Origin of the sequence: Paractinoplanes aksuensis (genome assembly GCF_024137025.1) — a bacterium.
GTDB classification, from domain to species: domain Bacteria; phylum Actinomycetota; class Actinomycetes; order Mycobacteriales; family Micromonosporaceae; genus Actinoplanes; species Actinoplanes aksuensis.
On sequence record NZ_JAMYJR010000009.1, the window covers coordinates 22,652 to 35,934 of the forward strand.

Sequence of the window (13,283 nt, forward strand, 5' to 3'; positions counted from 1 at the left end):
GCGAATTGAGCGCCGGCGCGCAACGCGTCCTGGCCACGCGGAGGGAGGCAGGCCGATGCTCTACGGGGTGCAGTCTCCGCGCCGGCGGGACGCTCAGCGCAACCGGGAGGCGATCGTGCGGGCCGCCTGCGACCTGATGACCAGCGGTCGCGACGCCGTCGGCATGCCGGAGATCGCGCGCCGCGCGGGAGTCGGCCAGGCCACCCTCTACCGCCACTTCCCCGACCGCTACGCCCTGACCGTGGCCGTCATCGCCCACCAGGTCGAACGCCTCGAGGCCTACGTCGCCGCGACCGACCAGCAGCCCGCCGCCTTCCGCCCGATGCTCGACGCCGTGCTGCGGGCCCAGGTCACCATGCGGCCGCTGGTCCACCTGGCCCGCCGCCTGGAACCGGCGGTGCAGGGCCGCTACCTGCGCCGCATCGTCGCCCTGCTGGCCGAACCCCTGCGCCGGGCCCAGGAACACGGCCACGTCCGCCGCGACCTGGAACCCGGCGACCTCGTCCTGATCTTCACCATGGTCGAGGGCGTCCTGGAGGGCACCCTCGACGGCGCCCTCGAGTCCCAGGCCGCCGCCGGCCGCACGATCGACCTCGCCCTCGACGGCGTGTTCCGCGCATCCGGAGATCCACCGGCCGCGTGATCAGGAATCGAAGATCGGCCGGCCGTCGATGCTGACGGCGTTCTTCTTCCGGCGGTAGTCGGCCAGATCGGCGTCGGTCCGGCGCTCATGGGCCCGGACCAGCAGGTCGCGGTCGCCCTCGTAGGACATGAGCGGCACCGCGTACCCACAGGAATCGCTGATCCGGTCGACTGTCACATCGATCACCGACCGCACGCCATGCGTGTCCGGCGGCGCGCTGAACAGGGGCAGAAGCTCGTCGTACTCCGGAGCTGTGACCGGCACCGCGCGGCCGTGCCCGTGCAACCGGACGATGTTCGGAGGGCCCTGAAAAGCGCAGAACATCAGGGTGATCCGTCCGTTGTCGTCGAGGTGGGCGGTCGTCTCGGCCCCGCTGCCGTGATAGTCCAGGTACGCGACCCGGTGCTCACCGAGAACGGCGAACGTGCCGGTCATGCCCTTGGGCGAGACGTTGACGTGCCCACCCGGTCCGCTCGGCGCGGTGGCCACGAAGAACATCGGCTGCGCCTCGATGAACGCCCGCAACCGCCCGTCGATCCGCTCATGCACCTTCATGATGTGATCCTGCCTCTTCTGGTCCGGTCAGTCGCTGCTGTGCCAGGAACGCCACAGCGACGCGTACGGGCCGTCGGCGGCGACCAGGGCGTCGTGGGTGCCGACCTCGATGATGCGGCCGTCCTCCATCACCACGACGCGGTCGGCGTCGTGGGCGGTCTGCAGGCGGTGGGCGATGGCGATGACCGTGCGTTCGTGCAGGACGGCGGCCAGGGCACGTTCGGCCGTGCGGGCCGCGGTGGGGTCGAGCAGGGCGGTGGCCTCGTCGAGGATGACCGTGTGGGGGTCGGCCAGCACCACGCGGGCCAGGGCCAACTGCTGGGCCTGGGCGCCGTCGGGTGGGTTGACGCCCAGATCACGGTCGAGGTCGTCGGCCCAGTCGGCGCCGACCATCTTGAGGGCCCGGCGCAGGTCGTCGTCGGGGGCGGTGATCATCAGGTTGTCGCGCAGGGACTCGCGGAAGACGTGGTGTTCCTGCGTCACCAGCACCACCTGGCGGCGCAGCACGTCGGGCGGCAGGTCGGCCACCGGCACACCGCCGACCGTAAGCGAGCCCGCGCCGGGGCGGTCGACCCCGGCGATCAGGCGGCCCAGCGTGGACTTGCCGGCCCCGGACAGGCCCACGATGGCCAGCCGCTCCCCCGGCCGCACGGTCAGGTTCACGTCGTGCAGCACGTCATGGCCCTGGTCGTACGCGTAGCGGACGCCGGTGATCTCGATGCGGTCGTCGGTGGGAAGCGTGGTCGCCGACGGGGGTGCGGCCGGCACCGCGGCCAGGCCCTCGATGCGGGCGAACGACGCGCTGCTGCTCTGCAACGACTCGATCCAGATCAGGATCATGTCGAGCGGGCCGACCAGCTGTCGCAGGTAGAGGACCGCGGCGCTGACCGTGCCCAGGGTGACCCGGCCCTCGAAGAACAGCCAGCCGCCGATCAGCAGCACCAGCATGCTCGGCACCGCGTACGAGATCTCGACCGACGGGAAGAACACGCTGCGCAGCCGCAGGGTGGCCAGGCGGGTCCGCCGGGTCTCGGTGATCACCTCGCGGCCGATCGCGAGCCGGCGGGCCGACAGGTCGAAGGCCTCGATCGTCCGGGCGCCCGCGGTCGTGGCCGACAATTCGTCGGCCAGCCGGGAGTTGGCCTCGCCCTCGGTCAGGTAGGCCGAGCGGGCCCGGCGCAGGTACCACCGCGTCGAGAACCAGATGCCGGACAGGCCGAGCACGCCGACGATGCCGAGCAGCGGGTCGAGCACGAGCACCGCGACGACGATGAAGATGATCTGGACGACGCCGATGAAGATGTTGGGCAGGATGTCGCGCAGCGTGTTGGCCACCGCGTCGACGTCGGTGGTGCCGCGGGCGGCCAGGTCGCCGGCCGGCACCCGTTCGATCACGGCCGCGGGCAGCCCCAGCGAGCGGCGCAGGAAGTTCTCGCGGATGCGGGCGGCGGTGCGCTCGCCGAAGCGGTAGGCGATCGACAGCGACTGCCGGGACAGCACCGTCTGGACGATCGCGCAGGCCAGCACGGCCGCGGCCAGTTTGTCGATCGTGTCCACCCCGCCCCCGGCGGCGACCTCGTCGATGATCCGGCCGAGCAGCCACGGGCCGCCGAGACCGGCCAGCGCGGCCAGGCCGTTGAGGGTCAGCATCACGGTGACCGAGCGGCGGTCGGCCGCGACCAGGCGCAGCGCGGCCCGGCCGACCTGGCGTTGATCAGCGATGGGCAGGTTCACGCGCCCTCCTCGGAGTCGAAGGCGCGGGTCACCAGGTCGCGGTAGCCGGGGCTGGTGGCCAGCAGCGTGCGGTGGGTGCCGGAGGCGGCGACCCGGCCGTCGACCAGGTAGTGCACCACGTCGGCCCGGTCGAGCAGCACCGGCGAGGTGGTGGCCACGACGGTGCCCCGGCCGCGGCGGGCCGCGCTGAGCCGTTCGGCGATGGCGGCCTCGGTGTGGGCGTCGACGGCCGAGGTCGGCTCGGCCGTGAGCAGCAGCTCGGGGTCGGCGTGGACGGCCCGGGCCAGCCGGACCCGCTGCCGCTGGCCGCCCGAGATGTTGCGGCCGGACCACTCGATCGGCCGGTCGAGCTCGGCCGCGACGTCGTGGGCGACGGCGGCCGTGATCGCGGCCCGGACCCGGTTGTCGTCGGGCTCGTCGCGGCCGGCGATCACCTCGCGCAGCTCGCCCGCGAACAGGGCGGCGTCGGGCTCGGCGACCAGGATGCGGGCGCGCACCTCGGCCTGGGCGATCCCGGCCAGCGGACGGCCGCCCCAGGTGGCGTCCGTCGGCCCGTACGCGCCGAGCCGGTCGATCACCGCGGCTGCGTCGGACGGCCGGGCCCCGGCCAGCGCGGTCAGCCGCCCCGGTTCGACGGTGACCCCGGAATCCGGGTCGTGCAGCGGAGCCGGGCCGTCGGGGGCGGGCGCCCCGGCCGGGTCGTCGGCCGGCAGCCGCAGGAAGTCGACCACGCGCCGGGCCGAGACCAGCCCACGGGTGACGTCGAACGAGCAGAAGATCAGCACGTTGACCGGGATCACCAGCATGGCCGTGTAGCCGTAGACCGCGACCAGCTCGCCCACGGTGAGCTGCCCGGACGCGGCAAGCCGGGCCGCCAGCCAGACGACCACGGCCAGGAACACGACCGGGAGCCCGTCGCCGAGCGCGCCGATCCAGCTGAACGGCCCGCCGACCTTGTAGCCCTGGTCGCGCAGGCGCGCGGACTGCTCGTCGTACCGGTCGAGGTGGGTCTGCTTGCCGCCGAGCCCGTTGAGGATGCGCAGGCCGCCCAGCACGTCGACCAGGCGCGTGTTGAGCTCGCCCTGCTGCTCGCGGTAGCCCAGGCCGGCCCGCTGGCCACGCTGGAGCAGCGGGCCGACGAAGAGCGCGAGCAGGGGCACGCCGATCAGCACGACCACGGCGAGCATGTGGGACGTGCGGAACAGCACCACGGCCACCACGCTGATGGCCAGCACCGAGGCCACGCCCACGCCGCCGACGTTCATGGCCCGGCCGATCGTCCACACGTCGGAGATGCCGATGGTGACGACCTCGCCCGCGGTGATGCGCCGCGGCAGGGCCGAGCCGAGCCGGGTCGCGTGGTTCATCACCAGCTCGGCCGTCTGCAGGGCGGCCGCCATGCGCATCTTGGTCATGCTGCGGTGCCGCATGATGCCCAGGCCCGCGCTGGCCGCCCCGACCACCAGGACGGCCAGGGCCCAGCCGATCAGCGTGCCGGGCGCCCGCCCGGCCAAGCCGTGGTCGATCGCCCGCGACAGCAGCCAGGGCGCCGAGGCCAGGCTGAGGAACCACAACGAACCGAAGAACGCGCCGAGCGCAACCCGACGCTTGTTACTTCTTGCCAACCACCAGAGAAATCTTGCCGGTCCCCGTATGTCCACGCAGCCATGCTGCCTCAGGACGGTCGATGAACGCCGCCCTGTTTCACCCGGTTGTGGACAACCGCACGGACGGACGACGCGGCCGTCCACAGGGCCGCACGACCGTATAAAGTCGGTGTATCAGACAGCGGCCGGCAGGTTGGCCGAGCTGAACGCGCGGCCGTCGTCGGTCACCACGGCCGAGTCGTAGCCGTCGACCGCCCGCTTCGCGAGCCAGGCGATGCCGGCCTCGCCCATCGCCAGCGCGGCCGTGGCATAGGCGTCGGCGATCGACAGATCCGGCCCGACGACCGTCACCGACCGCAGCCCCTGCGCCGGACGGCCCGTACGCGGGTTGAAGATGTGATCGCCCCGCTCGTACGTCCCCGACGTGGCCACCGCGCCGTCGTGCAGCGCGAGCACCCAGCTGACCTTGTCGGCCTCCCACGGGTGCCGGATGCCGACCCGCCACGGCCCGCCGTCGGGGTGGTTTCCGCGCATCCGGATGTCGCCCCCGGCGTTGATGTAGTGGTCGTGCGAGCCGGCCGCCAGCAGCCGGGCCGCGGCCACCTCGACCGACCAGCCCTTCACATAGCCCGACGGGTCGACCGGCCCCGATGCGTACACGTCGAAGTAACCGTCCGTATCGCGCCAGAGATCGGCCGACGCTTCCAGGACGTGGCGCAGATCGGCCGAGGCGTCGTCGATCCGCAGCTCGCCGCGGGCGAACCGGGACACCTCGCTGTCCGCCTTGTACGTGCTGAACCGCGCGTCCACCTCGTGCAACCAGTCGCACACGTCCGCGATGAGACGACGGAGCTCGTCATCGGGCCGGTCCTCGCCCAGCTCGATGCTGACCGTCGTACCCATCACATGTTCGACATGGCGCACAGAGCGTGACCCTACGCCTTTGCCGCGTCCAGCGCCGCCTGGAGTGACTTGACGTAGGACTCGCTGGTGTAGGTCGCGCCGGAAACAGCCGAGACGTCCGCGTTCTGCGCGTCGAGCGTCGACTGCTTGAGGGCGGCGATGGCGGGCGGGTTGATCGTGGCGCTGTCGTTCGCGGTCGGGTAGGTCGCAGCCGCGTCGGTGATCTCGCCGCCCTCAACCTTGATGGTGACCTGGATCTTCCCGTACGGGTTGGCCGCCGCGTTGCCCTTGAACACGCCGTCCTTGAGACCGCTCTTGGGCTTCGCGGCCTCCTCCTCTTTCTCCGGCGCCTTCTCCTTGTCGCCTTCCTTGTCGCCGGAGGCCGCCGGCTTCTTCGACGACGGCTTGGGCGCCGGGGTGGCGTCGGCCAGGTTGCCGACCGGCGCGGCCACGACGGGGGCCTCGGGCGGCGTCACGCTCAGTCGCACCCCGATGATCAGGGCGGCGCCGGTGAGGGTGCCGACGGCTGCTGCGGTACTACGTCGCATCGAGAGACTCCTAGTTAGAACTCGAACGGGTCGAGGTGCAGCTGACTGTCCGGGACATCGAGATCACGCAAGGTGCCGACCGCGGCCTCGACCAGCCCGGGCGGGCCGCACAGGTAGACGTCACGCCGGCTCACGTCGGGGACCAGGCCGAGCAGGCCGTCCGGCGTGAACAGCCGGCGCGGGCCGGGGTCGTTGCGCCCGCCGACGATGTAGCGGACCCAGGCGTCGCGCTGCTCGGCCAGCTCCTCGAGCTCGCCCCGGAAGACCAGCTCGTCGGGGCGGCTGGCCCGGTAGATCACGATCGTGTCCGGCGGCATGTCCTCGAGCAGGGCCCGGATCGGCGCGATGCCGCTGCCGCCGGCGATCAGAAGAGCCCGACGGCGCGTACGCCGCTGGGCCGTGAACACCCCGAACGGGCCCTCGGCCCAGACCGGCGTGCCCGGCTTCATCCGGGCCAGGCGCTGGGTGTGCCCGCCGACCATGGTCACCGTGAGCCGCAGCCACTGCGAGTTGGGCGCGGCCGACAGCGAGAACGGGTGCGACTGCCACCAGCCGTTGCGGGTCAGGAAGCGCCAGCGCATGAACTGGCCGGCCTGCGCGGGCAGCTTCTCGAGGTTCTTGCCGTCGATGTAGATCGAGAACGTGTTGCCGCCCTCGGAGACGACCTCGGCCACCTCGAACTTGTGCCGCAGGTTGAGCCAGAGCGGCTCGACCAGGCGGCCCCAGACCAGCGCCGAGATCACCAGGGCGGTCAGGGCGGGCCAGAAGATCGAGGCGAACGGCCCGCTCAGGTTGGCGCCGGTGGCGACCTGGTGGCCGTACCCCAGCAGCAGAACCAGATAGCCCGTGAGGTGGATGAGGTGCCACAACTCGTACGGAAGCTTGGCCCGGGCCCCTCGGATCGAGATCAGGCTGATGACGACCAGGATGATCGTGGCCGCCGTGGCGCTCAGCATCTCGGGCAGCGTCGTGATGATCGTCCAGCCCTGCTCGACGACGCCGGTCTCGGCGGTGAGCGCGTAGCCGTACACGATGAAGACGACGTGGGCGAGCACGAAGACGGTCAGCGAGGTGCCGAGCCAGCGGTGCCAGCGCAGCAGGTCGCGGGCCCCCACCCACTCCTCGAGCCAGCTGACCCGGCTCATCATCAGCAGCTGGATGAAGAGCAGGTAGCCGCCGATCAGCCCGGTGATGCGACCGGCCGCGAGCATCAGGCTGGCCGTGTCGCCGATCTCGCCCGACTGCGTCTCGAACAGCCAGAGGCTGACGCTCGTGGCCAGGCCGGCGAAGAACAACAGGACCGTGAGCAGGCGGTTGCCCGAGATGGCCTCGGCCGGCGGACGGTCGTCGGGCATCGGCGGCTGAGCCGGGCCGGACGCCTTCCAGCCGGTCGGGTCGGTCTGCGACTCGACCAGGATGTCGCTGCGCCGGTAAGGATCGTCGCGGTAAGGGTCGTCGGGCCAGGGATCGTCCTGGGCCACCCAGCGGTCGTCCGCGTCGTCGGGCATGGACCGCAGGTCCGCGAAGAACTGCGCGTCGTCGTCCGGCTGCTCGTAACGCTGATCCTGGAACGTCTGGAACGTCGGCGGTCCCTGCGCCATGTTCGTCACCCGTTCACGGTCGGTGGGGGTCGTCTGCCACCCCCTGCGGCCGACGTGACGACCCGGTCTCGGGGAGTCGTCGGGCTGTTGTACGCACCCAGCACGGCCATCGCTCAACCGGACGCGGAAATTGTTGGTCCCGCGCCGTTCGATAGGTTCGGCGCATGAGCGCCGAACACCCCCGCCTGGTCACGGTGGTCGGCATCGGCGCCGGCGGCTGGTCAGATCTTTCTCGTACGAGCCATCAGGCGCTGCGTGCAGCCGGTGTGATCATGGGTGGCCCGCGCCATTTGTCACTGTTGCCGCCATCGGTCCCGGCGCGGCGGGTGCCGTTGCCGTCGCCGCTGCTCCCGGCCCTGTTCGAGCTGCTCGAGGAGCACGCCGAGGCCGGGCTGGCCGTGCTGGCCAGCGGCGACCCGATGTTCCACGGCATCGGGGCCACGCTGGTGCGGGTGATCGGGCCCGGCCGGGTCCGGGTGCTCCCGCACGCGTCGTCGGCCGCCCTCGCGGCGGCCCGGCTGGGCTGGCCGCTGGCCACGACCGAGGTGCTGAGCCTGGTGACCGCCGACCCGGCGACCGTCCGCCGCGCGCTGAACCCCGGCCGGCGGTTGCTGGTGCTGTCCCGGGACGCCGCGACCCCGGCCACCGTGGCCGCCCTGGTGACGGCGGCCGGCCACGGATCGGCCGTGATCACCGTGCTCGAGCAACTGGGCGGACCGGCTGAACGGATCTACTCCGCGGACGCGGCATCCTGGGACCACCCGTCCGGGGATCCGCTCAACGTGATCGCGATCGACTGCGGCCCGGACGGCCCGGCGACGCCGGTGGTGCCCGGGCTCCCGGATTCGGCCTACGAGACGGACGGCCAGCTCACGAAGCGCGAGGTGCGGGCCGTGACCCTGTCGATGCTGGCCCCCGCGCCGGGCCAGCTGCTGTGGGACGTGGGCGCGGGGTCGGGCTCGATCGGCATCGAGTGGATGCGCAGCCACCCCTCGTGCCGAGCCATCGCGATCGAGTCGTCAACGGAACGGGTCGCTTCCATTCGGACAAATGCTGCGAACCTGGGCGTGCCCGGCCTTCAGATCGTCACCGGCCGCGCCCCCGAGGCCCTCGACAGCCTTCCCACCCCCGACACGATCTTCATCGGCGGCGGCCTGACCCGCGACGGCGTCCTCGACGCCGGCCTGACAGCCCTACGCCCCGGCGGCCGCCTGGTCGCCAACGCCGTGACCGTCGAATCCGAGGCTGCCGTGGCCGCCGCCCACGCCAAGCTGGGCGGCGACCTGATCCGCCTGTCGGTCAGCCGCGGGGCCCCCGTCGGCACCTTCACCGGCTGGAGACCGATGATGCCCGTAACAATCTGGTCGGTGACCAGGTGAAAAACGCGCACGCCGACTCCCCCGCTCACGAAAATCGCCGCTGCCGGCGGCCCGAACGCGGAACGGTGGCCCAGTGACGGTGCACTTCATCGGGGCCGGCCCCGGAGCCGCCGACCTGATCACGGTGCGCGGGCAGCGCCTGATCGCGGCCGCCCCCGTCTGCCTCTACGCGGGCAGTCTCGTGCCGCGCGAGCTGCTCGAATGGTGCCCGCCCGGCTGCCGCGTGATCGACACCGCCGACCTGAACCTGGACGAGATCATCGCCGAGCTGGTGGCCGCCCACTCCGCCGGCCACGACGTGGCCCGCCTGCACTCGGGCGACCCATCGGTCTTCAGCGCAGTAGCCGAACAGATGCGCCGCCTCGACGCCGCCGGGGTTCCCTACGACGTGATCCCCGGAGTCCCCGCCTTCGCCGCGGCGGCCGCCACCCTGCATCGCGAACTCACCGTCCCCGGCGTGGCCCAGACGGTGATCCTCACCCGCACCGCCGAGCGCGCCACCGCCATGCCCCCCGGCGAAGACCTGGCCACCCTGGCCGCGAGCAAGGCCACGATGGTCCTGCACCTGACCGTCCACCGCATCGAGGCCCTGGCCGCCGAACTGCTCCCCCACTACGGCCCCGACTGCCCGGTCGCCGTAGTAGCCCGAGCCAGCCGCCCCGACGAATTGATCGTCCGCGGCACCCTGGCCGACATAGCCCCCAAAGTCATCGAGGCCGGCATCCGCCGCACAGCAATTATCGTCGTCGGCGCCGCCCTTACCGCCTCCCAGTTCCCCGACAGCCACCTCTACTCCACGACCCGCTCCCGCCCAGCCCCCGATGCCTGACCCACCCCGCGACACCACAGCCGCAGCAGATGCGGGCTCCTCGACCACAGGCGAGGTCAGCGCTGAAGCCGTAGATGCAGGCGCCCCGAGCAGAGACGCGGTGGCGGCAGACGGAGTGGTTAGAGGTACCGCGAGCGGCCCCCCGAGTGAGGCCGGATGGATCACAGCGGCCGACCTGTCAAGACGCCCACGCGTGCTCATTCTGGGTGGCACGAGTGAGGCTCGTGCTCTGGCCGGCTCGCTCCCCGGATTCGCGGTCATCACGTCGCTGGCCGGGCGCACCTCCTCCCCGCTGCTGCCCGCCGGAGAGGTACGGATCGGCGGCTTCGGCGGAGCCGACGGCCTGGCCGCCTTCGTACAGACGCAGAACATCGACGTGCTGGTCGACGCCACCCACCCGTTCGCGGCGACGATCAGCGCCAACGCAGCCCAGGCAGCGACCCGAACCGGCGTCCCGCTGATCGTGTTACGCCGCCCAGGATGGACCGAGCAGCCCGGCGACCAGTGGCATCGCGTCCGCGATCTCGGAGAAGCCGCCGCCCTGCTGACAAGCGACCGGCTCGGCCTGAGCGCCGTCCGCCCGGAAACAAAACCCCGGGTGTTCCTGACAACCGGCCGCCAGGGCATCGCCGCGTTCGCCGGCGTGGACGCCTGGTTCCTGGCGCGCTCGGTCGAGCCACCGGAACCACCCATGCCGCGCGACCTCGAAGTGCTGCTCGACCGCGGCCCCTTCACCCTCGACGGCGAACGCCGCCTGCTCGCCGACCACCACATCGACGTACTGGTCACCAAGGACAGCGGCGGCCCCGACGCCAAACTGGCGGCAGCCCGGGAACGCGGCCTGCCGGTCGTCATGGTGAACCGCCCACCCGCGGCGGCGACAGCCCACACCGTGACCACCGTCGCCGAGGCCACCGAATGTCTGACCGGCCTTCTTCGGTAATCGCCCCGCGCAACTCACGGCCCGGATCCTGCTCCGGAGGTACGACATTTTCGCCGGCCCTGGTCAGCGACAACGCCCCCGGACGTGCTGGGCGTCGAAGCCGCCGGGACGCCTATTGACCCAGCAACCAGCGGTGCGGGGCGACCAGCTTGCGGGCGGCTGTCGGGCCCCACGAGCCCTGGGCGTACGGCAGGGGCTCGGGGCGGTTCTCGAGCAGTGGCCCGACCGCTTTCCAGGTGGCGCTGAGGCCGTCGGGGCGGGTGAACAGGGAGCGGTCGCCCAGCAGGACGTCGTGAATCAGGCGGGAGTACGGCGGCAGCGGCTCGGCGTCGGTCACTTCCTCGAGGGGCAGCCGCACCGAGCCGGCCTCCACGTCGAGCGCCACCCCGGGCCGCTTCACCAGCAGCGACAGGTCGATTTTGCCGTTGCCGGCCAGGTCGAAGGTCAGGACGTTGGCCTGCTGCGGCAGGTCCGGCAGGGGCTTGGGCGGGGTCTTCAGCACGAGGCTGACGACCTGGCGGCTGTCGGCCAGCCTCTTGCCCGTACGCAGATAGAACGGCACACCCCGCCAGCGCGCGTTGTCGATCCAGAGCTTCGCCGCGACGTACGTGTCGGTGGTTGATCCGCGCTTCACGCCTTTGATCGACTTGTAGCCGGTGTGCTGGCCGAGGACCACGTCGGCCGGGTCGAGGGGGCGGAACGAGCGGATCACCCGTTCCCGGGCCGATTGCAGGTCGGCCGCGTCGAGGCCGGCCGGTGGTTCCATGGCGACCTCGGCGGCGACCTGGAACAGGTGGGTGACCAGCATGTCGAGCACGGCCCCGGTGGCGTCGTAGAACTCGGCCCGCTGCTCGACGCCGAGCGTCTCGGGCACATCGATCTGCACGCTTTCGATGTGCTCGCGGGTCCACAGGGCGGCGAACGCCTCGTTGGCGAAGCGGGTCACGTGCAGGTTCTGCGTGGCCTCCTTGCCCAGGAAGTGGTCGATCCGATAGACCTGCTCCTCGTCGAAGACCCGGTGCACGAGGCGGTTGAGTGAGCGGAACGACGACGGCGACGTCCCGAACGGCTTCTCGTAGACGGCCCGCGCGCCTTTGGCCAGGCCGTGCTCGCCCAGCGCCTTGGTCGTCTCTTCGAACGCCACCGGCGGAATCGCCAGATAGTGCACGAGTTGGGGCGAGCCGCCCAGTTCTTTCCGGGCCGAAGCGATCACGTCGAGCAGGCTGCCGGGGTCGTCGGAGCGGAAGCCGCCGCCGGCGAAGCGCAGCCGGTCGGCGAAACTTTTCCACGGTCCGTCGCCGGGGGCCGGGCCGAACTCTTCGAGCGCCTTGCCCACGTGGCCCCGGAAATCCTCGTGGGAGACGTCGCCGCGGCCGTTGCCGACCAGGATCCACTCGTCGGGCAGCAGGCCCTCGATCGCGAGCGTGTAGAAGGCCGGCAGCACCATCCGCCGGGCCAGGTCGCCGGTCGCGCCGAACAGCACGAACACCGTGGGGCCGGGAGTCTTCGCCATGTCCACGGCAATGCCCGGCGGATCAGGGGCTCACACCGGCTGTGACGACCGGAACGTTCCGCGGTAGGCCTGCGGGGTCGTGGCCAGCCGCTGGGCGAAGTGATGCCGGAGCGTGGCGGCACTGCCGAAGCCCGTACGGTCGGCGATCGCGTCCACGCCCAGGCCGGTCTCTTCGAGCAGGTTGCGGGCGAGGAGCATGCGCTGGCTGATGAGCCAGTCGTGCGGCGTGGCCCCCGTTTCGTCGCGGAACTTGCGGGCGAACGTGCGTGGCGCCATGTGGGCCAGCTCGGCCATGGTGTCGACCGTGTGCGGCTGGTCGAGGCTGGCCAGCACCGCGGTCAGCACGGGCTGCAGCGTCTCGCACTGCACGGGCTTGAGCGGCGTCTCGATGTACTGGGCCTGGCCGCCCTCGCGGTGCGGCGGCACGACCATGCGCCGGGCCAGCATCGTGGCCACCGCCGTGCTGTGTTCCTGGCGGATCAGGTGCAGGCCGGCGTCGATGCTGGCGGCGGTGCCGGCGCTGGTCAGCACCCGCCCGTCCTGCACGTAGAGCACGTCGGGGTCGACGATGGCGGCCGGATAGAGGCGGGCCAGGCGGGCCGTGTGCAGCCAGTGGGTGGTGCACCGGCGGCCGTCGAGCAGGCCGGCCGCGCCCAGGGCGAACGCGCCCGTGCACACGCTCATCACCCAGGCGCCGCGTTCATGGGCCCGGCGCAGGGCCGCGAGGACAGGCGCGGGCGGCTCGAACGCCGGGTTGTCGAACGGGGCGACCACGACCAGGTCGGCGGCCTCGGCCCGGCTCAGATCATGGCGTACGGAAATGTCGAAACCGGCCCGGCTGGGCACGGGACCGCCGTCGAGCGAGCAGACGGCGAAGTCGTAGGCCGGGAGCCCGTCGGCTGTGCGGTCGTAGCCGAACAGTTCGCACAGCACGCCGAGCTCGAAGACGGCCACCTCGGGCAGGGCGATCACGGCCACGTTGCGCAGCATGTGACGGAGCATACGGCGGGTTGGCAGGATTTTGAAGG

At 71.8% G+C, this 13,283-nt stretch carries 12 protein-coding genes; 4 read left to right on the forward strand and 8 right to left on the reverse strand.

Annotation, left to right across the window (positions count from 1 at the left end; all coding sequences use genetic code 11):
• Positions 1 to 55: 55 nt before the first annotated feature.
• Positions 56 to 643, forward strand: a complete 588-nt coding sequence (locus tag M1L60_RS09060) for a TetR/AcrR family transcriptional regulator (RefSeq protein WP_253236879.1) — start codon at positions 56 to 58, stop codon at positions 641 to 643.
• Here the strand turns inward: M1L60_RS09060 and M1L60_RS09065 are convergent, their stop codons facing one another.
• The 6 genes from M1L60_RS09065 to M1L60_RS09090 form a co-directional block, all read right to left on the reverse strand.
• The gene (locus M1L60_RS09065; RefSeq protein WP_253236880.1) at positions 644 to 1,198 is read right to left on the reverse strand and encodes a pyridoxamine 5'-phosphate oxidase family protein; all 555 of its coding nucleotides are present in this window, start codon (positions 1,196 to 1,198) and stop codon (positions 644 to 646) included.
• A gap of 27 nt (positions 1,199 to 1,225) precedes the next feature.
• Positions 1,226 to 2,932, reverse strand: coding sequence for an ABC transporter ATP-binding protein (locus tag M1L60_RS09070; RefSeq protein ID WP_253236881.1), 1,707 nt, complete (start codon positions 2,930 to 2,932; stop codon positions 1,226 to 1,228).
• Entirely contained in the window at positions 2,929 to 4,557 is a 1,629-nt protein-coding gene (locus tag M1L60_RS09075; RefSeq protein ID WP_253236882.1) for an ABC transporter ATP-binding protein, read from the reverse strand. The genes M1L60_RS09070 and M1L60_RS09075 overlap by 4 nt, the downstream gene beginning before the upstream one ends.
• Before the next feature lie 156 nt (positions 4,558 to 4,713).
• Complete coding sequence (locus tag M1L60_RS09080; RefSeq protein WP_253237131.1) at positions 4,714 to 5,442, reverse strand: FAD:protein FMN transferase; 729 nt, start codon at positions 5,440 to 5,442, stop codon at positions 4,714 to 4,716.
• A 32-nt stretch (positions 5,443 to 5,474) separates the two neighbouring features.
• A complete protein-coding gene (locus M1L60_RS09085) occupies positions 5,475 to 5,990 on the reverse strand; it encodes an FMN-binding protein (protein ID WP_253236883.1) in 516 nt (171 codons plus the stop codon).
• Positions 5,991 to 6,004: 14 nt separating this feature from the next.
• Positions 6,005 to 7,591, reverse strand: a complete 1,587-nt coding sequence (locus M1L60_RS09090) for a ferredoxin reductase family protein (RefSeq protein WP_253237132.1) — start codon at positions 7,589 to 7,591, stop codon at positions 6,005 to 6,007.
• Between the two features lie 164 nt (positions 7,592 to 7,755).
• Here M1L60_RS09090 and cbiE point away from each other — a divergent pair, with 164 nt between their 5' ends.
• The 3 genes from cbiE (at position 7,756) to M1L60_RS09105 (ending at position 10,742) form a co-directional block, all read left to right on the forward strand.
• Complete coding sequence (gene cbiE / locus M1L60_RS09095; protein WP_253236884.1) at positions 7,756 to 8,970, forward strand: precorrin-6y C5,15-methyltransferase (decarboxylating) subunit CbiE; 1,215 nt, start codon at positions 7,756 to 7,758, stop codon at positions 8,968 to 8,970.
• 73 nt (positions 8,971 to 9,043) lie between these two features.
• Complete coding sequence (cobM, locus tag M1L60_RS09100) at positions 9,044 to 9,799, forward strand: precorrin-4 C(11)-methyltransferase (protein ID WP_253236885.1); 756 nt, start codon at positions 9,044 to 9,046, stop codon at positions 9,797 to 9,799.
• 193 nt (positions 9,800 to 9,992) lie between these two features.
• Entirely contained in the window at positions 9,993 to 10,742 is a 750-nt protein-coding gene (locus M1L60_RS09105) for a cobalt-precorrin-6A reductase (protein WP_253236886.1), read from the forward strand.
• A 112-nt stretch (positions 10,743 to 10,854) separates the two neighbouring features.
• Here M1L60_RS09105 and M1L60_RS09110 read toward each other — a convergent pair whose 3' ends face one another.
• Both M1L60_RS09110 and M1L60_RS09115 read right to left on the reverse strand, forming a co-directional pair.
• On the reverse strand, positions 10,855 to 12,255 hold the full coding sequence (locus M1L60_RS09110) for a glucose-6-phosphate dehydrogenase (protein WP_253236887.1): 1,401 nt from the start codon (positions 12,253 to 12,255) through the stop codon (positions 10,855 to 10,857).
• Positions 12,256 to 12,285: 30 nt separating this feature from the next.
• The gene (locus tag M1L60_RS09115; protein WP_253236888.1) at positions 12,286 to 13,245 is read right to left on the reverse strand and encodes a GlxA family transcriptional regulator; all 960 of its coding nucleotides are present in this window, start codon (positions 13,243 to 13,245) and stop codon (positions 12,286 to 12,288) included.
• Positions 13,246 to 13,283 lie beyond the last annotated feature (38 nt).

What these genes read in the sequence shown, in the direction of transcription:
- M1L60_RS09060 (WP_253236879.1), top strand. Translation starts at nt 56, where the DNA reads ATGCTCTACGGGGTGCAGTCTCCGCGCCGGCGGGACGCTCAGCGCAAC.
- M1L60_RS09065 (WP_253236880.1), bottom strand. Translation starts at nt 1,198, where the DNA reads ATGAAGGTGCATGAGCGGATCGACGGGCGGTTGCGGGCGTTCATCGAG.
- M1L60_RS09080 (WP_253237131.1), bottom strand. Translation starts at nt 5,442, where the DNA reads ATGGGTACGACGGTCAGCATCGAGCTGGGCGAGGACCGGCCCGATGAC.
- M1L60_RS09085 (WP_253236883.1), bottom strand. Translation starts at nt 5,990, where the DNA reads ATGCGACGTAGTACCGCAGCAGCCGTCGGCACCCTCACCGGCGCCGCC.
- M1L60_RS09090 (WP_253237132.1), bottom strand. Translation starts at nt 7,591, where the DNA reads ATGGCGCAGGGACCGCCGACGTTCCAGACGTTCCAGGATCAGCGTTAC.
- cbiE (WP_253236884.1), top strand. Translation starts at nt 7,756, where the DNA reads ATGAGCGCCGAACACCCCCGCCTGGTCACGGTGGTCGGCATCGGCGCC.
- M1L60_RS09110 (WP_253236887.1), bottom strand. Translation starts at nt 12,255, where the DNA reads ATGGCGAAGACTCCCGGCCCCACGGTGTTCGTGCTGTTCGGCGCGACC.
- M1L60_RS09115 (WP_253236888.1), bottom strand. Translation starts at nt 13,245, where the DNA reads ATGCTGCGCAACGTGGCCGTGATCGCCCTGCCCGAGGTGGCCGTCTTC.